Origin of the sequence: Exiguobacterium sp. s143 (assembly GCF_018618895.1) — a bacterium.
GTDB classification, from domain to species: domain Bacteria; phylum Bacillota; class Bacilli; order Exiguobacteriales; family Exiguobacteriaceae; genus Exiguobacterium_A; species Exiguobacterium_A abrahamii.
Genome location: NZ_JACSMX010000003.1, coordinates 225,101 through 246,282, shown reverse-complemented (window position 1 = coordinate 246,282; position 21,182 = coordinate 225,101). Strand labels below are relative to the sequence as shown.

Genomic DNA, 21,182 nt, shown 5'->3' with positions numbered 1-21,182 from the left:
TTTAACGAACGCTCGTCCGGTACCCTTCTGGATTGTGCGCATGCCAATTCCAAGCATCACGGATGATCGTTTCGATGTCGGTGCGTTGTGGTGTCCAGCCGAGAACTTCTTTTGCTTTGGCGGATCCGGCGATTAAGATACTCGGATCCCCTGCACGACGTTCAATGATGCGTTCCGGAATCGGGTGTCCCGTTACGCGACGGGCTGCTTCGATGATTTCTCGCACGGAAAACCCTTGGCTTGAACCGAGGTTAAAGACTGCGCTGTCGTTGCCGTCCGCTAAATAATCGAGTGCTCGTACATGGGCATCAATCAAGTCTTCAACATGGATGTAATCGCGAATGCACGTGCCATCCGGCGTTGGATAATCATCGCCATAGATCGAAATTTCTGCCCGTTGTCGGTTGGCTACTTCAAGGACGAGCGGAATCAAATGTGTTTCTGGTGTATGGTCTTCTCCGATTTCACCTGTTGCCCGTGCACCGGCGACATTGAAGTAGCGTAACGCGACGTAACGTAAGCCATACGCTTGTGCAGACCATCGCATCATCTTCTCCATCATCAACTTCGTCTCGCCATACGCATTCGTCGGACGCGTTTCCGCTGTTTCGAGAATCGGCATCTGTTCCTGTTCACCGTATGTCGCTGCCGTCGAAGAGAAAACGATCTGTTTGATGTCGTGAGCAATCATCGCTTCGAGCAACACTTGTGTCCCGTAAACGTTGTTATCAAAGTAGCGTAATGGTTCCGTCATCGACTCGCCAACGAGTGAAAAAGCAGCGAAATGAACGACTTGTTCAATCGTCTCTTCCGTAAAGACGCGATCGAGAAAAGCACGATCGCGTATATCTCCCTCATATAAACGTGCTTGCGGGTGAACCGCTTCACGATGACCGGACTGCAGATGGTCGATGACGACGACATCCTTTCCGGCATCAATCAATTGATAGACGGCATGGGAGCCGATATAACCAGCTCCACCTACGACTAACGTTGCCATTTAGATGACCTCCCGTTCGATTTCACGTGCTCCGTCACCGACCGTCGCCGTATAGAACGTCGCCGGATATCCGATCCGTGCTTCATAGTGTTCGCCGACAGCTTGTTTGAACGCGTCGACTGCTTCGTCTTCAACGATCGCAATCGCACAGCCACCAAAACCAGCACCTGTCATCCGTGCGCCGAGCACGCCCGGTTGTTCCCAAGCGGCTTCGACGAGTGTATCGAGTTCAATCCCTGTCACTTCATAATCTTCCCGTAACGAGACGTGTGAAGCGTTCATCAACTGACCGAACGTCGTCAGTTCTCCCGCTTCAAGTGCTGCTAGTGCCTGAAGTGTTCGTTCATTCTCTGAAATCGCATGGCGTGCGCGACGCATCAAACGTTCGTCTTCCCATGCGACTTTTGCGAATTCTGACGTCGTCCATTGTCCGAGTGCTTCCCGTGGCGTGAATTGATTGAGATAAGCGAGTGCTGTCTCGCATTCCGCCCGGCGCTCATTGTATTTCGAATCCGCCAGTTCACGGCGTTTGTTCGTATTCATGATGATGATCGTATACCCCGTCAAATCGAGTGGGGCATACGTATAATCGAGCGTCTCACAATCGAGCAACAAGCCCGCTCCCGCTTTTCCCATGCCGATCGCAAATTGATCCATGATACCACTGTTGACGCCAATATAACGGTTTTCGACTTGTTGACCGAACCGGACGAGATCAAGACGTGGAATCTCTAATCCGTATAATCGATCGAGCAAGACACCGATGACGAGTTCAAGCGAAGCCGATGATGAAAGACCAGCTCCATTCGGAATGTCACCTTGAATCAGGATGTCACATCCTGAATCGATTCGGTACCCTGCTTCCTGTAAGACCGTGATCATACCCTTCGCATAGTTCGCCCAACCGTGCGTCGCGTCATACGCAAGTTCATCGAGCGTGACTTCGATGATGCCGTCCTGCTCGAAATTCAGTGAGTAAAAGCGGAAATGTTGATCGTTTCGTTTTCGTGCGATCGCATGTGTACCGAACGTCAACGCACATGGAAAGACGTGACCGCCATTGTAATCCGTATGTTCGCCGATTAAATTGATCCGTCCTGGTGCAAAGAAGCGATGCGTCGACGGTGAGCCAAACCGCTGTTCAAATTGTGCTTCTAACGTCTGGTCTGTCATACGATCGTCTCCTTTGATTTGAGTAATGAGAGCGCACGGTGGACTGGCTGAATCCGCAAGCAGCGGGCTTCATAGTCCGTCGTGTATGAGAACGTCAAGCCTTGTTGCATCAAGTAAGCGCCGCTTAACGTCCGGTCCTCGACTTGATAACGCATTGCTGGGTCGAGTCCTTTTAGTTTGAAGTGATACTGATGTGTTCCGTACTGTCGAAGTGGCGCGATCGCAAGTAGGACCGTTTCTTCTTCTGATGTATACTGCATGACGCTTGGCGTCTGTTGTGTAAATGCAGATAAGCGATACTGGATACCGCGTTGAATCGTCGGACGAATCGCTTGATATGTCTCAATCCAACCTTTTGCTTCCGCAAGTTCATCCGTTGACCATTCGCTTAAGTTACCACCAATGCCGAGTGTGCCTTGCATCGAGGAGACGAAGCGTGTTGCAAGCGGTACATTGCGTCCATTTAACCAGTTCGGTCCGTCCGTCACCCAGCAACTCATCATTTTCGCATTGTAGGCATACGAGAAGTCGTGCTGAATTTGTAAGCGATCGAGTGGATCGGTGTTATCACTCGTCCAGACTTGTTCTGTCCGTGAAAGGATTCCAAGGTCGATCCGTCCGCCACCACCGGCACAGGCTTCGAAGTCGACCGTCGGATGCAAGCGACGTAATTCGTCAAAGATCCGGTACAATGCATCGACGTGACGTTTCCATAGTTCTTGCTGTCGATCCGTCTGGTCTTTTGGAACGCCAGGTTCCGAGAAGGCACGGTTCATATCCCATTTGATGTAGTCGATCGCGTGACGCGTCAGCAAATCATCCATCATCTCGAGAATGAACTGCTCGACTTCTGGTAATCCAAGATTCAAGACGTATTGATTCCGTGACGTCGTCCGGACTGCATCGCGCGCATGGTAAATCCAGTCTGGATGCGCCCGGTATAGATCAGAATCCGGATTGACCATCTCCGGTTCGACCCACAGACCGAATTGTAACCCTTGCTGTTTCACATACGAGATCAAAGGCTCTAGACCGTTCGGGAATTTTTCCCGATTAACGTGCCAGTCCCCGAGTCCCGCTTGATCGGAATGGCGTTCACCGAACCAACCGTCATCGACGACGAACAGCTCACAACCGATTCCTGCTGCCAGATCAACGAGTTCACGTTGACCAGATTCCGTGACATCGAAATACGTCGCTTCCCATGAGTTATAAAGAACAGGACGATCGGTCGCACGTGGCATGATGACGTCACGCTGGAACGCATGCGCATGGGCGCTCATATCCGCGAAACCGTCCGCATAGCCGATGTAGAACGTTGGTGTCGTCAACTGTTGTTGATGTGATAGTTTCCAACTGAAGTCAAACGGATTCATGCCCCCTGATAGTTGGACAAAACCGAACGCATCTTGTTCGACGTGAATCGCCCAGTTGCCAGAATAAGCAAAATGTCCGTAGACGACTTCACCACTGTCTTCTGTCGCGTCCTGCTCAAGTGCGAACCAAGGATTCGCTTGGTGACTTGTCACTCCACGTCGACTTTCAATCGTCTGGCGCCCTGGTGTCACTGGTGTGATCTGTTTCTTGAACTCACCTGTCCACATCCCAGCGAAGTGATGCAGTTTTAAATTCGGTTGATGCCAGCGGCCCATCGCAAAGGACTGGGCTGCTGTCAAACGAACAGGTAATCGTCCCGTGTTTTCGACGACGATCGAACGACCGATGATGTCATAATCAGCGAACACTTCGTACTGCACTCCGACACGCATCTCCTGCAAGGGATCAAACAGCCAGAGCGTCAATTTCGTTTCGGTCTGCTCGGAGCGTTCAAATTGGAACTGGTGAATCCGTTGTCCATCTTCTCGTTCCGATTTCAAAGTTGGCTCCGTGTACAACATCTCGCCGAATGGTACGAAATCGTACGTCGCGACGCCATCTGGTGATTCAAATGAACTGTGTGCGACGATCGGACTCGGTAATGCTTCATAATCATCTCGATATGGTAACTTGGCACCGAAATACGTGTGAATCAGCTTACCGTTCCCACCAATCGTGACGACGTGAGCGACCCGTTTCCCTTCGATGACGAAACGACGTCCTGCTACTTCAAAGATTGCCATGGTTCTCTTCCTCCTTACGTCGTCAGAATCAGTGTCTCAAGTGGTGCGAGCTGGACCGTTCCACGATATGTCTCATCTTTTGTCAATGCTTTGTATGTGCCGTCTAACGTGACGTCCCGCGTTTCTTTCGTGTCATGGTTCATCAAGAAGAGGAAATCACGTTTTTCGCCGTGACGACGCACGATTTCGACTTGATCCGGCGCCTCGATCATCTCGATGCCGGCCTCAGTGAACGCTTGACGGTAAATCGTATCGATCATCGCGTCATCAATCGATGAGCCGATGTAGGTAATCATTCCTTTATAGGCATTGCGCGTCACAGCCGCTACACCCTCATAGAACGTATCTTCATAGACAGCGAGCGTCTCTGCTGTCGTTGGTGTAATGAGGTCACACCAGAGGCGGGCTGTTGAGGATTGTCCTGCCATCTCGCCGATGCCTGTCACCTGATGTTGCTGAACGGATTGGAGTGACTCGTATTCGTCGATCTCGATGCCCGCATACGGCGCGAACTTACCTGGTAACGTCGTCGGTACAACATGGTTCCGTGCATCCTTGACGCCTGTCCGGTACGTGAAGATGACGTGACTGCCTTGTTCCATGTACGCAATCAAGGCGTCATCGAACGTTGGATTCGTTAAGAAATAGAGCGGAACGATGATCAGTTTATAACGAGATAGATCATCACCTGGGAAAACGATGTCGGTTGCGACTTGTTGACGAACCGCTCCACCATAGAAGCGGACGAACTCCGTCCGGAAATCAAACGCATCACTGTGTGGCTGGTGTGTCCACGCCCAGACGTTTTCTTGATCGAAATAGACACCGACTTTCGCGTCATAACGGCTCGCGTTGATCTCATCGCCATACGTATTCAGTTCCGTCATGATCTGTTTGACTTCTTCGAATTTCCGCTTCGGTTTGCCGTCATGATCGATGATGCCGTGACAGAACTCCTCTGTTCCGAAATGAGCAGCCCGGAAGCGGAAGTAGACGATCGCTTCCGCTCCCCGCGCGACCGCTTGGTACGTCCAGAGGCGAATATGTCCTGGTCGTGGCAAGTAACCGATTTTGCTCCAGCCTTGTGCGCCACTCAACTGTTCCATGACCCAGAACCCTTTTCCTTGCTTCGAAGAGCGGCAAAGATCGTGATCACTCGCCATCTTCTCGAACCGGTTCGGCTCCGGTAGTCCACCCCAGACTGGGTAGTTATCGAACGCCACGTAATCGAGGTCTTGCGCCATTTGTTGCTGATTGACCGCCATGTCACTGTAGACCAGATTGTGCGTGATGAAGACGTTCTCTGGAATGTAGCGACGTAAGACATCGACTTGTAATTTGTTGTAGTACGTATAGCCGTCGGCACAGAAGCGATCGAAGTCGACGAGCAAGGATGGGTTGTGTTCCTGATAGACTTTACGCGGTACCGGGATTTGCTCCCACGCCGTGTACGTCTGACTCCAGAAGACGGTTCCCCATGCTTCGTTCAAGGCATCGAGCGTTCCGTAACGGTTCGCTAGCCAACGCTGAAAAGCAGCGCGGTCGACATCGCCGTAAGAACGATCCGATTTCTCATGCCCGTATTCATTATCCGTTTGCCACCCGATGACACGAGGATGTTGACCGTAGCGTTTCGCCATCTCTTCCGTGATCTTGACGGATAGACGCTGGTACGTTTCGCTGTGGACCGTATAATGGCGACGAGCACCAAAGCTGATCGTCACACCGTTCTCATCGACCGGTAAGATTTCTGGATACTTCGTACATAACCAAGCCGGTGGTGTCGCAGTTGGTGTCCCGAGTACGATATCGAATCCTTCCGCACTCAAGCGTTCGATGACGTCATCCCAAAAGCTGAAGTCATAGACGCCTTCTTCCGGCTCCATCATCGACCAAGCGAATTCCGCGAGACGAACGACGTTGACGCCAAGTTCCTTCATCAGTCGGAAGTCTTCCTCCCATAGTGCTCGTGGTGTTTGTTCTGGATAATAATCGACTCCTAAATACATTGTGCTCCCCCTTACGCAAAAACAATTATTTTACTGCACCCGCCGTCATTCCTTTTTGGAAGAAACGTTGGAAGAAGATATAGAAGATCATCGTCGGTAAACTGATCAAAACAAGTGACGCGTAGATTTTTCCTGGATCCCCACCGAGCGCATCTTTGAAGAAACTTGGTGCCATCGTCACTGTCTGATAGGCAGGATCCGTCATGAACGTAAGAACCATCAAGTATTCGTTCCATGAGTTAAGGAACGCATAGATTAAAGCTGTTGCGAGCGCTGGTTTTGCGAGTGGTAGCATGACTTTAAAGAAGACTTCAAGAATCGTCGCCCCATCGATATACGCCGCTTCCATCAGTTCGTTTGGTAGTTCATCGAAGTATCCTTTGATGAGCATCAGACCGAATGGTAAGAAGAATGCGACTTCCGCTCCGATCAGTCCCCAGTGGTTGTTCAGTCCGTCAAACGAACGGAGCGTGAAGAACAATGGAACGATCATCGAAGCGACGGGTAACATCAGACCCGCTAAGACCATGTTGAACAAAAGGCGTTTTCCAGCAAACTCAAGTTTCGAGAAGGCGAACGCCGCGAATGCCAGAATCGTGATCGAGATGATGATCATGAAGAAGGCAACGAAGAAACTGTTGAAGACGAACGTTGGGAAGTTCGGGTTTTGCAGTGTCGCGATATAGTTGTCGAATCCATTGATTCGGAGACTCTCTTTGAACATGACGAAAATCGGGAATAACCAGACGATTGATGCCAGCACCAATACAAGGTTGATCATCCAGCGGCTTTTTTTAGATTCTACATCCATGGGTCGTTCCTCCTTAGTTATCCATTTTCTTTTGTACGCGCAATTGGAAGTACGTGATGAGTAAGGCAATCGTCAACAGGATGATGGCAACAGCACTCGAGTAACCGACTTCCTGTTGCAACATCGATTTCCGGAATAGATAAGTCGAAATGAACTCCGTCGACGATCCCGGTCCGCCGGCTGTCGTGATCCAGACTAAATCGAATGTCTTCAGACCACCGATGACACCGAGGATCGAAAGTGTGAACGTCGTTCCTTTCAAGTTCGGGAAGACGATGCTCCACAGTGTCCGGAAGAATCCAGCTCCATCGATTTTTGCTGCTTCGAAGATTTCCTTCTCAATCGTCAACATCGCCATGTAGTACATGACCATTGAAGAACCCGTCCACTGGAAGATGTTGATCGCAATGACGGAATAAAGCGCGATATCCGGGTCACCGAGCCAGTTCTGTTCGAGGCTACCGAGACCAATTGCACGGAGGAACTCATTGATGTAACCAAACTGGAAATCATAGATTTGTGAGAATGCCGCACCGAGTACGACAGGGCTCAAGACGACCGGGAAGAAGAAGACCGACTTCATCGCCGTCCGCATTGGTCCCGGTGTATGCAGGAAGTACGCCAAGACAAGACCGATACCGGCTTGGATCGTGACTGTTAAAATCGTGAAGATGAACGTATTCTTCAGCGAGAGATAGAAGTCTGGATCTTGGAACATCTCAGCATAGTTGTCGAGTCCGACGAACGCTTTGTCAAACGAGATTCCGTCCCACGAGAAGAACGAGTTATAGGCGTTATAGAAGATCCCATAATAGATGAAGCTGACAACGAACAAGACGATCGGGGCAACGAAAGCCCATCCGACCATGTTCCGCTTCATGTTCTTTTTCTTCTTTGGCGCAGGCGTACGTGTCGCTACCGGCTGGAGCGGTTCTGCTTTTGGTTTAATCGGCAATTCCTGTCGCTCTGTCTGCATATGGATTCCCCACTTTCCTCAAGTCCAAAAATCAGGAAGTGGCACGCAGGCGTACCACTTCACTGTCGAGTCTTATTTCGCTGATTGATCCGCTGCGTCTTGAACGCGTTGTAATGCTTCTTTCGGATCTTGTCCTGTCGCGATGTTTTGAAGTTCCTTACCGAGGATATCGTTTAATTTCGTATCCCGGATACCACGGCTAGCAACCGCTTTTGCTAATGTGTCGTTCAACATCTTGTACGACTCTTTTTCACCTTCCGATGTGAAGGCAGCATCTGAATCGACTTTGACGTCCTTGATTCCAGGTGCCATCTCGAACTCACCCATGTAGACTTCTTGTCCTTTTCCTTGGCTCATGAAGGCGATGAACTCCGCTGCACCTTCTTGTTGTTTTGACTCTTTGTTGACACCAAGTGCCATGTCGATCGATGCGATGACGGGTTGCTCTGTTCCGCCTGCTAAGTTCGGGAGTGGAACGAATCCGAGCTCATCATCGATTTTCCATTTTTCTTTTTTCTCTTTCGTCGTCATCGAGTGTGCTTCCCATGAACCGATGACCCACATCGCTGCTTTTTTATCGAAGAATTGGTTCATCCCGTCATTGTACGTCGCTAAACCAAGTGCACCTTCTTGGAAGACTTTATCCTTGAAGAGGTCTTGCCAGATTTGCGCTGTTTTGACCATCTCGTCGTCTGTCCACTTCGCTTCACCCGAAAGAACTTTTTGGATGTAGCCTGGTGCCACTTGGTGACTGAGGACGTTGTAGACGTCGATATCGATCCACGCATCTTTTGCTCCGAGCATGAGTGGGATGACTTTATCGCCCGAGTCTTTGATCTTCTTGACTGCACTGACTGTTTCTTTGTAGTTCTTCGGTGGTGTCACGCCGTATTTGTCGAGCATCGTCTTGTTGTACATCAAGTACGCTTGACCTGTGAACCCGATTGGCACTGCATATTGTTTACCGTCGAGTGTCGTTTGTTCGATTCCAAGCTCGACGAACTTGTCTTTCCAGCCTTTGCCTGCTGCTTTATCCATGTACGAATCAACGGGTACGACACGATCCTTGTACTGCTGGATCATCGGTTCTTTTAGACCGATGATGTCTGGACCCTTACCTGACAACATCGCGACTTGTAATTGTTTTTCATAGTCTTCACTGTAGCGTTTGAATTGAACGACGTATTTGTCTTGCGATTCGTTGAACGCATCAACGACTGCTTTCCCCGCTTCTGGTTGTGGCGCCCAGCCCCACCATGTGACGATCGTCTTGCCGTCTTTCGTTTTCGTTTGTTGCTCGTCTTCGCCACCACAAGCAGCAAGGAATGCGGATAATGTTAGGACTGATGCTGCAGCAACGAGTTTCGTTTTTTTGAATTTCATGTAAGAGCTCCCCTTTTATGTGTAAGTAGTCAAGCGTATCGTCTAGCGTGTTCCCCTTCAATTTGTGCTTGTTTGCACCATTCTTCGATCACTTTCGTCTGAATCGGCATTCCCTGTAGCTGAATCAATACGCGGGCAATCAATCGAAGACGGTACGCCAGCGTATCAACGTCCGGTCGGACGAAGAGATATAACTCCCCACCGAGCGTTAAACAACCGGCAGAGCGCATGTGTTGCATGAGTGCGCGTAATTCAATGTATCCGCTCTCATTTTTTCGAATGTGTAGCTCGGATGAACGGATCGTCAGGACCCCTTGTACCGATGACATCCGGAATTGAAACACACCGTCACGTCGTGGTCGGACGAGCACGATATCCTGCTCGTCTGTCGGGACATCGCCTGGACCCTGTTCTGTCATCTGTTGCGTTGACCGATGAAAATAAAAACCGCGGATTGCTCCGTAACGCCCGAAAGCTTCACGGTACGAAACCCATGGATCGTATGGTTCCATTGCGCGATGCCTCCCTTTCCTGCTTCAGCTTGATTAGCCCCTGCTAACCTGCATCCACCTCCACTTAGTTGACCATGAACTTAGTAAATTAAATTTATTATCTAACTTTACATCGACTATAGCACATCACTTTTTAATTTGTAAACGGTTTCATTAAATTATTTTTGAATAACAAAACCGATTCCATCTCTTGCTGGTTCGCAAGACACGGAATCGGCTCATTAAATCGTTTGAAATAAACTGTTCGTTGCAAGGGCCGCTGCACTGAGTGCTCCCTGTTTTTCACCCCACGGGACCATCTTGACATCGGTTTCACGTGAAGCAGCGGTCAACGCCGTGTGCTCGACCCGTTCCTTGATTTGATCAACGATCGTAGGTGCGAGCTCGAACATCGGTCCCCCAAGTAAAATCCGGCGTGGATTCAAAAGATGAATCGTATTCAAGACACCGATTCCGATATATTCCCCCGCCCGTTCATACGCACGAACCGCCTGCTCGTCTCCCTCGTTCAACCGCTTGCGCAAATCAGCAAGCGTCGAGACTTGTGGATCAACGACAGCATAATCCCGTAATAATGCTTTTTCGCCTGCCAACGCTTCAAGACATCCTCGGTTCCCACACGAGCAAATCGGACCATCGAGATCAAGGCGCATATGTCCGACCTCTCCCGTAATATGATGTTGTCCGTCGACAAGCTGTCCGTCGAGCACATAAGCACCCCCGATCCCTTCCCCAGCATAGAGATAGAAGAATTGTTCGACCCCGACGCCTTCACCGAACAATAACTCAAACGAAGCGAGTGCCCGGACATCATTTTCGATGAAGACAGGATAGTCAAAACGTGCTTCGAGTTGTACCTTCAACTCAACGTCATGCAGATGGAATCGTGGAGCAAAAAGAATGACACCTGTCTCCGGATTGACCATCCCGTGGACGGAGATCCCGATTCCGTGAATCGTTCCCCGTCCTTTTGTCTGTGCAATCAAGGTCTCGCATAAGCGACCGATTGCTTCAATCAGTTCTTCATTCGTCTCAAAGCGTCCCACGGCTTCGGACTCATGAATCGTGTTCCCACTTAAATCCGCAACGACACCGATGAATTGGTGACTTGTTGCATCGATGCCGATGACGTATTGCTCTGTTGCGACGAGTTCGAGCATGATCGGTTTTCGTCCCCCATTTGATACCCCAAGCTCTCGCTCCGTCACGAGTTGTTCTGCAATCAATTCACTGACGATGTTTGATACCGTCGGCTTCGTCAAGTTCGTCCGTTGTGCTAACTCGACCCGCGAAATCGGTTGATGCATCCGGATCAGTCGCAAGACGAGTGCTCGATTATAAGAACGCATCCATTTAGAATTACGCGGTGTTTCTTTCGCCATGTCCCCCTCAACCCCTTTGGTCTGTCTCTTTACTATCTTCGCATATTTTGTAAGGGATTTCACGGTCTCACACAAAAACCGTTCATCTGCTGAACGGTTTTTGTGCACTTTCATGCTTCGTCGTATGGTTGTTCCAAGATCAAGACACGTGAACCGTCCGAATTTTCGGTCAGTTCGATTTCAACGATGGCTTGACCGACCAGCAAAACAATCGGTTGAGACGGATCATTCTCGCGAAAGAAACCGATTTTTCCGTGGTGTGCATCCATATAGTCCGCATATAAAAATGTGCCGTTGACGTGTAACTCATCCTTCATGCGATTAAACGTCAGACGTGGAACACCGTACCAGGCTTCCCCATTCAAATAAAGCAACGGACGCTCGCCGACCGATTCATTCATCGCCCGTCGGACCTCGATCGCCCTCGTCGTATCGTAATACAATCGATCCTGACCACGTGTCGCGATGACGATCGGATGTTTCTGATACAAGACGACTTCTAAAATTTCATCCGCTTGTTCGACGAAATAACCAGTATCATCCGACTGGGCAAAACTAATCGTATACAATTGCATCCAGGAAACAATATCCGTCACTTGAACCGGTTTATGAAAAAGCGCAGAAACAAGCAGTGTTTCTTGCGGAGTCACAATCAGATTGACGGAGATATCCGCTAAGCGGATCGTCCGGATTTGTGTCGAAGGATACGTATGGTCATAACTCGGAACAAGCATCGCTTCATAGTGATCATCCTTTTCGACCAGTTCAATCGATGGCATGCGTCGATCAAAATCCGCAATTTGAATTCGTTTCATCCGACATCTCCTCTCACCTTCTCGAACAGCCTCACGCAAGTTATTACCCAATATCTGGTTTTCGTGCACTCCCCTGAATTCAAAAAACCGGAACGCATGCGTCCCGGTCATTGTAAATACAAATCATATAGTAGATATAGAATGCCTCCGACGATGATTAAAAATGAGAAGATGCCCGTTTTCCCAAAAAAGACGCGATCGACGGTTTCATCTCGTTCGAATCTTTGCTTCGTCATGTAGTACCGCTCCCTTTAACAAGCTCGTAGTACTTCTCTTTTTCGACGTCTCGTATCCAATCCCTTGTTATGATCTGTCATTTCGTTCCATTTGCGAAATAAATCAATGTTTCGGTCTCATCTTCTGTCAACGGTCGTCCTGTCTCTTCTGCATATAAGGTCCGCATGTCCTTCAGTCGTCCTCCGGTCGCTTCTGTTACGCGAATGGCTCGACGCAACATGTTGATCTCTTCTTCAAATTCCGACTTCGGCATCGCTTCTCCATGCGACCAGATATAATAGTCGGCATCTAAACGATCGAGTGTCGTTAGTAAACGCGTCGTCCGTTCGACCGTATAATTCCACTTCGGTGAAAAGATATCGGCATACATCGCGTCGCCTAAGAACACGACACGTTCTTCCGGAATGTAGACGAGTAGACTTCCCGGGGAATGATCGTTTTCGACTTCAATCAACTGACAGTGTACCCCGCCCAAATCAAGATCCAGTTGTCCTTCAAAGCCGATCGTCGGTAAAACGACTTCGATATCACGTGTCGAACCGAACTCGAGCTTGATCGCGTCCGCACAAAACGGAATCTCGATGCCTTGATCCATTCGTTCTTGTAACGCTCCATCCGTCCAAGCGTATGGTTGCATCTCCTTCATTCGTTCGATCGTTTGCTTGGTCGCGATTGACGGCAGACCGAGATGTTTCATCCCAAAAATATGATCCCAGTGCCAGTGGGTCAATGCCAATAAATCAGGTGATCCAAGATTGTGTTTCTTCATTTCTTCTAAGAATAGTGCTGCATGAGCTGACGAGTTTCCCGCATCGATCATCAATTGATGATTTTCCCCACGTACGACGGCGAGAATCGGGCGGTCCGTCTCGCTGACCGGTGTCTGATACCAAATCCGTGAAGTTAGTTGTTTGAAGTGTTGCATGCTCTACCTCCTTATCATCTGCTTTTAGTATACGTCATGACAAAACCGGGTTCATCTAGAAGACGAACCCGGTCTGGTTAGTTATTATTTTTTAGCGTTTGGTCGAAACGGCCACCAGACCCCTTTGCCAAACGATACCGTGATCGCTGGAATCAAGAGTGGTAAGACGATCAAACCATACAAGAGTAAACCTGTGATGACGATCGTCGCGATTTGAACGAGACTCAAGACACCAGACGGCATCATCGCTCCGAAGGTTCCTGCGAGGATGATCGCTGCCGTGATGATGACAGACCCCATCTTTTTCATCGACAGGAACATCGCTTCCTTCGTATCGAGTCCCTTGATGGTCTCTTCCCGGAAACGGTCGAGTAGGAAAATCGAGTAGTCGATACCAAGGGCAATCAACATAACGAATCCGAAGAACGGAACGGCCCAACTGATACCGTCATATCCGAGTCCGTTGACGAAGATCAGCTCTGCGATCGACATCGACGTATAATACGTCAGCAATAACGAACCGATCATGAACAACGGCATGATCAACGAACGGAACATGATTGCTAGAATCACGAAGAGACTGATCAGCATGACCGTCACTGTTCGTTTGAAATCGGCTTTCGACGTATCATTTAAATCACTGTTGACGCTTGAAATCCCACCATATGCAACGGTGCTGTCTTCAAACGGTGTCCCTTTGATTGTCTTCGCTGTCGTCTCTTTGATGGCAGCGACGGTTTGAATCGCTTCCGGCGAATACGGATCATCTTCGAGAATGACTTCGAACTTCAATCCCGTCTGTTGATCGATCGCGTAACGATCAATTGCTGGTTTAAAGGCTTTATCCGACAGCGTATCTTTTGGAACGAACACACCTGTCCCCCGAATCGATGTCGCTTGTCCCATCTCGGTCAGAAGATCAGAAATGTCTTCAAGACCACTTTCAATTTTCGTCAATCCTGCGTTCGCTTGACCGACACCGTCCGCGAGTTGCGTCAACCCACTTCCAAGTTGACCGGCTTGCGCACCTTGAGACGCAATCCCACTTGCTGCTTGACTGATGCCGGCTTGAACTTGGCTCAATTGACCAGACAAGGCATTCAACGTTCCGACGGTTTGCGGAATGTTTTGGGTCGATTGTAGACCTTGACCGACGAGCGTCAACTGTTGGTTAATTTGCCCAAGTCCGTCTGCTGCTTGTTGCAACTGACTCGCACCCGCTGAAGCCGCGTCTCCTGCTGGTAGCTGTCCTGTAATCCCATTCAAATTATCTTCCACCGTCGTCAGACCAGACTGAACATCCGTGAGACCGGCGGTAGCTTTCTTCATACCATCAGCAACTTGTTTTAATTGACGATCGACGTAGAAATCATTGATGACTTCGCCTGTCGGACGAGAAATCGAACGAACCGATTTGACCCCGTCAATCTTCACCAGTTCGCGACTGAGTTGTTCCGCATAAGGAACTGTTTTTTCAGTAATCAAATCATCGTCACTCTTCAGGATGACGTTGACCGGGAGCGACTCACCTGCACCAAATCCATCCGAAATCGCATTGAGTCCTTTTACCGTCTCATACTTCGCACCAATCTCATCGACGGTATTAAACGAAAGGTCATCATCATACGTAAAGAGTGTCGGAACCGTGATGATCGCAACGATGATCATCGCAAGCAACGGACGACGAATCGATAGTCCACCATACTGTGCCCACAGTTTACTGTCTTGGTGACTCGCCGCCTTCTTCGATGGCCAAAATAGCTTTTCTTTTAATGTCGCCATGAAGAATGGAACAAGTGTAAACAAGACAAGCAAGAGTACGGCAATCCCGACTGCAACAGCGACCGACGATTTAAAGATCGGGAAGTCCGCAAATCCAATCGCCGAGAAGCCGACGAGAACAGCGAGACCACTGATTAGTAACGTACGCCCTGCTGTCTTATACGTGTTGACGATTGCTGTCTCAACGTCGTGTCCTGCCGTCAACTCTTCCTTATACCGGCTCAGGAGCAAAATACAATAGTCCGTCCCAATCCCGAACAGGATGGCAACGAGGAAGATTTGCGTATAGTTCGATACTGGGAAGCCGAACCAATCGACGAAAAAGGCGACGAGTGATTGGCTGATCAGGTACGTAAACCCAACCGCAACGAGTGGGACGAACGGTGTGACGACTGAACGGAAGACGAGCAGAAGCAGTCCGAAAATCAATCCGACCGTAATCAGTTCCGTTCGCTTCAGTCCCTCTTGCGAGCTCGTATTGACGTCATCATTGATTAACGCTTCACCCGTTAGATAAATCGTTTGATCCTTTGGTAAGAGGTCCGTCCGGATTTGTTTTGCCAGTTTGACGATCTCTTCTTGCGAACCGTCGACCGTGATTGGCACGAGAACTGTCTTTTTGTCTTTTGAGACGAGCTGTCCTTCCGTCTCTTTGTTTTCAAACGGATCCAACACATCCGTAACCGGACGATCAAGTGCTTCTAAATCCTTAACGATTTGCCCGATTGATGTTCGATCGGCATCGCTGACTTTGTCTTTGAGCGGAATGACGAGAGAAATGGTTTCTTCACTTGCCCCCGCTTTTTCTAAAATGTCAGCTGCCCGTTGTGAATCGGCATCATTTGCAAGCTGAATCGCACCTGCTTCTTCTGCTTGTTTAGCCAAGTTTGGTGCCGTAAATAGTAAACCTACTGTGACGATGAGCAATAACGCAAGAATTGCCCAACGCCATTTGACGATTTGTCGCATATCCGATTCTCCTCTTCCTTCGATTCTGTCTTTAGTCGTTCAACTGCAAAATCTCTTTGATCTTCTTAAAGGTTTCGATGAACTGGATGATTTCTTCTTCCTCGACCTTTCCTTCAATCAAATTTTCAAGATACGTATAGATTTCTTGCTCCGCTTCAGTTGCCACTAACCGACCTGATTCCGTCAGTGAGATATACTTCGTCCGGTGGTCGTCTTCTCGTCGTTCGACGATGACGAGACCTTTTTCCGTCAACTTTTTCAGCCGATTCGAGATGGCACTTTTGTGAACACCCTGCACTGCCGCGAGACGCCCAGACGAAATCGGTCCATATTTTCCGACGAGCTTCAACACATGAAGTTGTTCCGGTGAATACATTTGCCAAACGGGTGCTTCGACCGACTTCAACACGCGTTCTGTTCCGTGGATCATGACTTCTTCAAACAGGAGGACTGCTTCACGTAAATTGTCTTTCATTTTTAGTTTACCCCCTAAACTTATGAAGTTAGTTTAGCCCCTCAACTAGAAGTCTGTCAACTCTAAACTGTCACAACTTACCGATGCAGAACATGACCAATTTCTGTATGATAAAGGAAGAGAGGAGCATGCTTATGTTGACTTTGTTTTGGATTGCGTTAGTCATCTGTCTCGTAGGTCTTGTCTTTACGTTACGGATTGCCAAGCAACCAGCAGAAGAAAAGTATGACCACAAAACTTCGGCCAAAAACATGTCTTGGATGTATTTCATTTTTCTTCCGATCATTTTGATTTTATTAGGCATCTTCTATTATTTTTTAACATGACATAAAACAGCACACATCAACCGATGTGTGCTGTTTTATGTCACTTCAAGGTTTTCGGACGGACGATATAGATATCGCATTTTGCATAACGGGAGATGTTTTCAGAGACACTCCCGATCATGATGCGTTCCATCGCATTCATCCCGACCGCCCCACAGACGATCAACCCAGCACCGACACGTGGTGCGATGACCTTCGGAATCAATGTTTTTGGAGAGCCATTTTCGATGACCAGTTCAACTGTCTCGACGCCTGCTTCTCGTGCCCGCTTCTCGTAACGATCGAGCAGTCCTTGTGCATATTCCGTGACGTTTTGATCAATGAAACGCTTATTGGCACGTACATTAGCAAATGTCTGAATATCGATGACATGGGCGATGACGAGTTTGGCATGATCGAGTTTGGCGAATTTCACTGCCTTTTCAAAGGCAAGATCTGCCGTCTTTGATCCATCGACTGCCACTAAAATCGTATGATACTGGCTCTCCATCAAGCATCATCCTTTCTGCACGACTCTCTTACAGCATCCGGTCATTTTCATTTTCGAGGGCGCGGTTTTCGTGATCGAGTTTTCGTTCTGCCTCGATCCCTTCTGGTTCTGTCTCCAAAATACTTTTTGGTTCCGGTGCAGGACGTGCTGCACCTGCTTCGTCTGCTAACAGGACATACTCACCTTGCTGGACACGTAAGACATGTTGACGAATATCCGACTCCGGTAATCCGAGTTCCGTGAAGGCGGTTTGAATTTCCTCAGCCGAAGCCGGTTTGCCTGTAAATCGCTCAAATAGCGTCCGTTTTCCAGAGACGAGTTGCGCTGCTGATTGCCCGCGTAACATCGCCATATCGGTTTTGTCTTGCAACACGACATACAAATCTTCTTCTAGATAACCAGCAAAGTGTAGATCCTCAATTTTTCGAATCAAATCCGTCTCATTTTGATAGACACCAATCCATTGTTTTTTTCCCATGACACACGTCTCCCCCTTTTATAGCAACTATATGAGATATACCCCAAATTCATCTAAAACATGACTAGGACGAAGAAGACTTCGGCGATTGCTGTCGAAAAAGACGTTGCCGTTTATAGAAGACGTAATAGCACAAGAGTAAAACACATATGATTCCGACCCCTGTTACGATTTGTTGCAGAAGAAAGAGGCGATCGTTAAAGTACAATCCAATCAAATACCAGACGAGCGCGAGACCGAATACCCAATCGGAATGAATGACGACAAACAATAGTCCTCCGATAATCGCTACGATGAGTGCAATCGTACTCCATTGCTGTTCGGAAAGACCGAATAGCGAAGTGAACTGAAAATCCGATAAGATCCGAAATGGTAAAATCAACAGCATCGTACTCATCCAGGCAAGTAATACTGAAAATGGGGAGCGCATCCAAGGCGAGCGCCGAGGATGATACTGAATTTTCATATAGACTAAACAAAGACTGATGAATGAAATCGTAGTCCAGACGAGTTCCCACGGTGGTCCGGTCATACTACTAACGCCAAGTGTCAGGAGCGATAACGCGAGCCATCCCCCGATGTCTTCAATCAGTTCTCGATCCGCTGGAAAAGCCCGGACCGGTCGAATACACCAAATTAACAACGTCGTAAACACGACACCTGTAATCGCATCATAAAAAGGTGCTGGAACAAGAGGTAACTCAGGAATGGTGACCGGATTTGACCAAACGACGCGCGCTAGTAATGCAAAGAGGAATGCTCCTATATTCATGAGGCGTAAAAACGTTAAAAATTGCACACCTCCTTCACCTCCTCGTTCATTCTGTTATTCAATTCCCGTTGCAGAAGGCAGAAAAACAAAAATGTCGCTTTGTTCTCTTACCAAATTCCGGTACGATGAAAAGAAAAGGAGGAACGAGAATGAACGCGTTCTTAATGCCGTTTCAATACAATTTCATTCGGAATCAAGTTGACCTGTTGCAACATCAATTCGCTGCCGTTCATGATCCGGATGTTCGTGATGCTGTCCGGTACAGTGCCGCTGAAAAGATATTTGATCTATTGCCCGTACTTACACCGGAACAGGAAGCGCTGTTGACGAACATTCGTGACGCCGAATCTGAACAGGATCTCCTCGCATATTTAGCACACGTCGAACCATTCGTCCAACCGTTTCCGAGCATTTCTGAATCACGCATCCGTCAGCTCTTCAAAAAAACGAAAAAGTTACATGTTCCGCCACTTCACTCCTTTGAATGGGCTCACACGACGTTTTTAAGCTGGAACGATACCGGGAATCGAAAAAAATACTTCGTCTATCCTTTGGACGGTCAATGGATCGGCGTCGAGGGAACCTATCTGCCATCGATCCAAAAAGGGATCTGTGCGATTTGCCATACGTATAGTGACATCACGCTCGTAACCGCAACGACACGTCGTTCAGCTGAACAGCATCAGACGATTGGTCATCATATGTGCATCGACAGCGATGCATGTAATCAAGCTGTGACGAATCCAGAAGTCATTGAAACATTCTTAGCACGCACGCAAAAGAAATGATAGGTATCAAAAAAACACGTTCGTACGACTGATCCGATGAGGTTCAGCATACGAGCGTGTTTTTGCATGTGACGGCGTTCAGGTGTTCGTTATCGCTGGATCATGTAAGCAAAATTGATTCTTCCCGCGACGTTTTGCCTCATACATCGCTAGGTCTGCTTGCTCGATCAAGTCTGATCGAGAGGCTGCATGCGCAGGATAGATCGCTCCACCAATGCTTGCCGTTACGGGAAGTGGAATGATGCCATGGTGAAACGGCTGTTGGAACAAGGAAACGAGATGTTCTCCACACTGCACCACTTCTGCTTCTTGTTCAACGTCAAACAATAAGACGACGAACTCATCTCCGCCTTGTCTTGAAATGACTGTATTGGGCGGTAATTTCTTTTGTAAGCGTGTCGTGACATCGACGATGAGTTGATCTCCGACGCGATGACCGTACGTATCGTTAATCTCTTTGAAGTGATCGATATCGATAAAGAATAATCCGACTTGTCCTTCACTCGCTTCCGCCCGGTACAAGGCATCTTGGAACAGTCGCGCAAACAGATACCGATTCGGTAACCCTGTTAAGGCATCGTGGTATGCCATGTGCCGCATCTCCTCCATGGCAGTTGCTAATGCTTCCGTTCGCTCTTCCACCTTCGCTTCGAGATTTTCGCGCAACCGTTGATTGTCAACGACAATCCGGATTTGACGGGAAATCAACAACGGTATGGCAATCATCAGACCAATCGTCAAACCGTTCCAACTAATCGTTTGCCGTGCCATCGTCACGAATAGAATCAATAAGAATAAGTAAGGTGTAATTAAACGTAAGACATCGATCCATCTCCGTGTGACGTCAAGAGGAACGAGCGCTTCTTCAGCGTCAAAGCGATATGCGGCAAGCCCGACGATCATGACAGTCGCTAACCATAACGGATCGAGCCAACTCGAAGGAAATGGATAATCAAATCGTTCTAGGACGACGTATAGGAGGTCGGCAAGTAATTGAAAATGAAATGCGAGTAGAATCAATAATAACGATCCGCCATTACCACGTTTCATCAAACCAAAGAATAAGACAATCATTCCGCCGAGCAACAATAAATCACCGATCGGATAACGAAGCCATAAAAGCGTTTCGATCGTCAGCAAGGCATTTGCTTCTAAATAGGGTGTCACTAAGTAGTGCCACGAGAGCGATCCAGCAACGACTAAAATGATGAACTCATCGAACAAAAAGACCCGTAAATTGACTTCTTGTCGTCGATTACGTAGGAAATAACCGAAAGCAATGATATAGATCAAGATTTGAAGACTGAAGATCAAGTCGATCCAATCAAACGGTTCTGTTCGCGTCCATTCTCGGAGAAAGTATAGAAGTTGTCCACATTCGCCTATACCAAGCATCGCATTAGCGAATAATAATAGAAGAAATAAGCGGTAAGTAAAAGGGCGTCTTGTATGGCGTCGTTGTGCCCGCCAAATCAAATAGAGGGAGATGGTTACGCCACCGATCGTGAACAGACTGTTGACGACTTGTCCGATTACCGTATCCGTGCCTACATACGTCACCCAGCCGATATGAAACAGCAACCAGCCCATAACGACTCCCAACCATCTCTGATACATGACGATTCCCCCTTTCCTTTTTTAACCATAGTTCGTTTGTCCTATAGGTATATCGGTTCAGGATTGCTGTTTATTCACTCTTTTTTTATTTTATTAAAATCTTTTTTTCGCATGATTACTCATTTTAAAAACAACCAAAAAC

20 protein-coding genes are annotated in these 21,182 nt (G+C 48.3%); 2 read left to right on the top strand and 18 right to left on the bottom strand.

What is annotated here, in order from left to right; translation table 11 throughout:
• Position 1: 1 nt before the first annotated feature.
• From galE to KNQ03_RS12500, 14 genes are all read right to left on the bottom strand, one after another.
• A complete protein-coding gene (gene galE, locus KNQ03_RS12560; RefSeq protein ID WP_214725013.1) occupies positions 2-1,000 on the bottom strand; it encodes a UDP-glucose 4-epimerase GalE in 999 nt (332 codons plus the stop codon).
• Entirely contained in the window at positions 1,001-2,173 is a 1,173-nt protein-coding gene (locus KNQ03_RS12555) for a galactokinase (RefSeq protein WP_214725011.1), read from the bottom strand. It abuts the gene before it with no gap.
• Entirely contained in the window at positions 2,170-4,293 is a 2,124-nt protein-coding gene (locus KNQ03_RS12550) for an alpha-galactosidase (RefSeq protein WP_214725009.1), read from the bottom strand. Before KNQ03_RS12550 ends, KNQ03_RS12555 begins: the two co-directional genes overlap by 4 nt.
• Positions 4,294-4,307: 14 nt before the next feature.
• A complete protein-coding gene (locus tag KNQ03_RS12545) occupies positions 4,308-6,302 on the bottom strand; it encodes a beta-galactosidase (RefSeq protein WP_214725007.1) in 1,995 nt (664 codons plus the stop codon).
• Positions 6,303-6,327: 25 nt separating this feature from the next.
• Complete coding sequence (locus KNQ03_RS12540; protein ID WP_023466970.1) at positions 6,328-7,113, bottom strand: carbohydrate ABC transporter permease; 786 nt, start codon at positions 7,111-7,113, stop codon at positions 6,328-6,330.
• Positions 7,114-7,126: 13 nt separating this feature from the next.
• Positions 7,127-8,089, bottom strand: coding sequence for a carbohydrate ABC transporter permease (locus KNQ03_RS12535; RefSeq protein WP_214725005.1), 963 nt, complete (start codon positions 8,087-8,089; stop codon positions 7,127-7,129).
• Between the two features lie 72 nt (positions 8,090-8,161).
• Positions 8,162-9,472 (bottom strand): ABC transporter substrate-binding protein, encoded by a 1,311-nt coding sequence (locus KNQ03_RS12530; protein WP_050678942.1) that lies wholly within the window; start codon positions 9,470-9,472, stop codon positions 8,162-8,164.
• A gap of 29 nt (positions 9,473-9,501) precedes the next feature.
• Positions 9,502-9,984, bottom strand: a complete 483-nt coding sequence (locus tag KNQ03_RS12525) for a hypothetical protein (RefSeq protein ID WP_050678941.1) — start codon at positions 9,982-9,984, stop codon at positions 9,502-9,504.
• Between the two features lie 221 nt (positions 9,985-10,205).
• Positions 10,206-11,366: an ROK family transcriptional regulator gene (locus tag KNQ03_RS12520; protein ID WP_023466966.1), complete on the bottom strand. Its 1,161-nt coding sequence runs from the start codon at positions 11,364-11,366 to the stop codon at positions 10,206-10,208.
• Between the two features lie 110 nt (positions 11,367-11,476).
• On the bottom strand, positions 11,477-12,181 hold the full coding sequence (locus KNQ03_RS12515) for a hypothetical protein (RefSeq protein WP_214725003.1): 705 nt from the start codon (positions 12,179-12,181) through the stop codon (positions 11,477-11,479).
• Between the two features lie 107 nt (positions 12,182-12,288).
• Entirely contained in the window at positions 12,289-12,417 is a 129-nt protein-coding gene (locus tag KNQ03_RS17185; RefSeq protein ID WP_255359383.1) for a hypothetical protein, read from the bottom strand.
• Positions 12,418-12,494: 77 nt separating this feature from the next.
• Positions 12,495-13,343 (bottom strand): MBL fold metallo-hydrolase, encoded by an 849-nt coding sequence (locus tag KNQ03_RS12510; protein ID WP_023466961.1) that lies wholly within the window; start codon positions 13,341-13,343, stop codon positions 12,495-12,497.
• Positions 13,344-13,427: 84 nt separating this feature from the next.
• On the bottom strand, positions 13,428-16,094 hold the full coding sequence (locus tag KNQ03_RS12505) for an MMPL family transporter (RefSeq protein ID WP_214725001.1): 2,667 nt from the start codon (positions 16,092-16,094) through the stop codon (positions 13,428-13,430).
• 31 nt (positions 16,095-16,125) lie between these two features.
• The gene (locus tag KNQ03_RS12500; RefSeq protein WP_029343331.1) at positions 16,126-16,569 is read right to left on the bottom strand and encodes a MarR family transcriptional regulator; all 444 of its coding nucleotides are present in this window, start codon (positions 16,567-16,569) and stop codon (positions 16,126-16,128) included.
• 128 nt (positions 16,570-16,697) lie between these two features.
• On the opposite strand from KNQ03_RS12500, the gene KNQ03_RS12495 reads away from it, so the two are divergent.
• On the top strand, positions 16,698-16,895 hold the full coding sequence (locus tag KNQ03_RS12495; RefSeq protein WP_023466956.1) for a hypothetical protein: 198 nt from the start codon (positions 16,698-16,700) through the stop codon (positions 16,893-16,895).
• A 40-nt stretch (positions 16,896-16,935) separates the two neighbouring features.
• Here KNQ03_RS12495 and KNQ03_RS12490 read toward each other — a convergent pair whose 3' ends face one another.
• The 3 genes from KNQ03_RS12490 to KNQ03_RS12480 form a co-directional block, all read right to left on the bottom strand.
• Complete coding sequence (locus KNQ03_RS12490; RefSeq protein ID WP_023466954.1) at positions 16,936-17,385, bottom strand: universal stress protein; 450 nt, start codon at positions 17,383-17,385, stop codon at positions 16,936-16,938.
• 28 nt (positions 17,386-17,413) lie between these two features.
• Positions 17,414-17,863: a general stress protein gene (locus tag KNQ03_RS12485; protein WP_050678937.1), complete on the bottom strand. Its 450-nt coding sequence runs from the start codon at positions 17,861-17,863 to the stop codon at positions 17,414-17,416.
• Between the two features lie 64 nt (positions 17,864-17,927).
• Positions 17,928-18,635: a hypothetical protein gene (locus KNQ03_RS12480; RefSeq protein ID WP_214724999.1), complete on the bottom strand. Its 708-nt coding sequence runs from the start codon at positions 18,633-18,635 to the stop codon at positions 17,928-17,930.
• A 149-nt stretch (positions 18,636-18,784) separates the two neighbouring features.
• Here KNQ03_RS12480 and KNQ03_RS12475 point away from each other — a divergent pair, with 149 nt between their 5' ends.
• On the top strand, positions 18,785-19,423 hold the full coding sequence (locus KNQ03_RS12475) for a FusB/FusC family EF-G-binding protein (protein WP_050678935.1): 639 nt from the start codon (positions 18,785-18,787) through the stop codon (positions 19,421-19,423).
• Positions 19,424-19,501: 78 nt separating this feature from the next.
• Here KNQ03_RS12475 and KNQ03_RS12470 read toward each other — a convergent pair whose 3' ends face one another.
• Positions 19,502-21,040, bottom strand: a complete 1,539-nt coding sequence (locus KNQ03_RS12470; protein ID WP_214724997.1) for a GGDEF domain-containing protein — start codon at positions 21,038-21,040, stop codon at positions 19,502-19,504.
• Positions 21,041-21,182 lie beyond the last annotated feature (142 nt).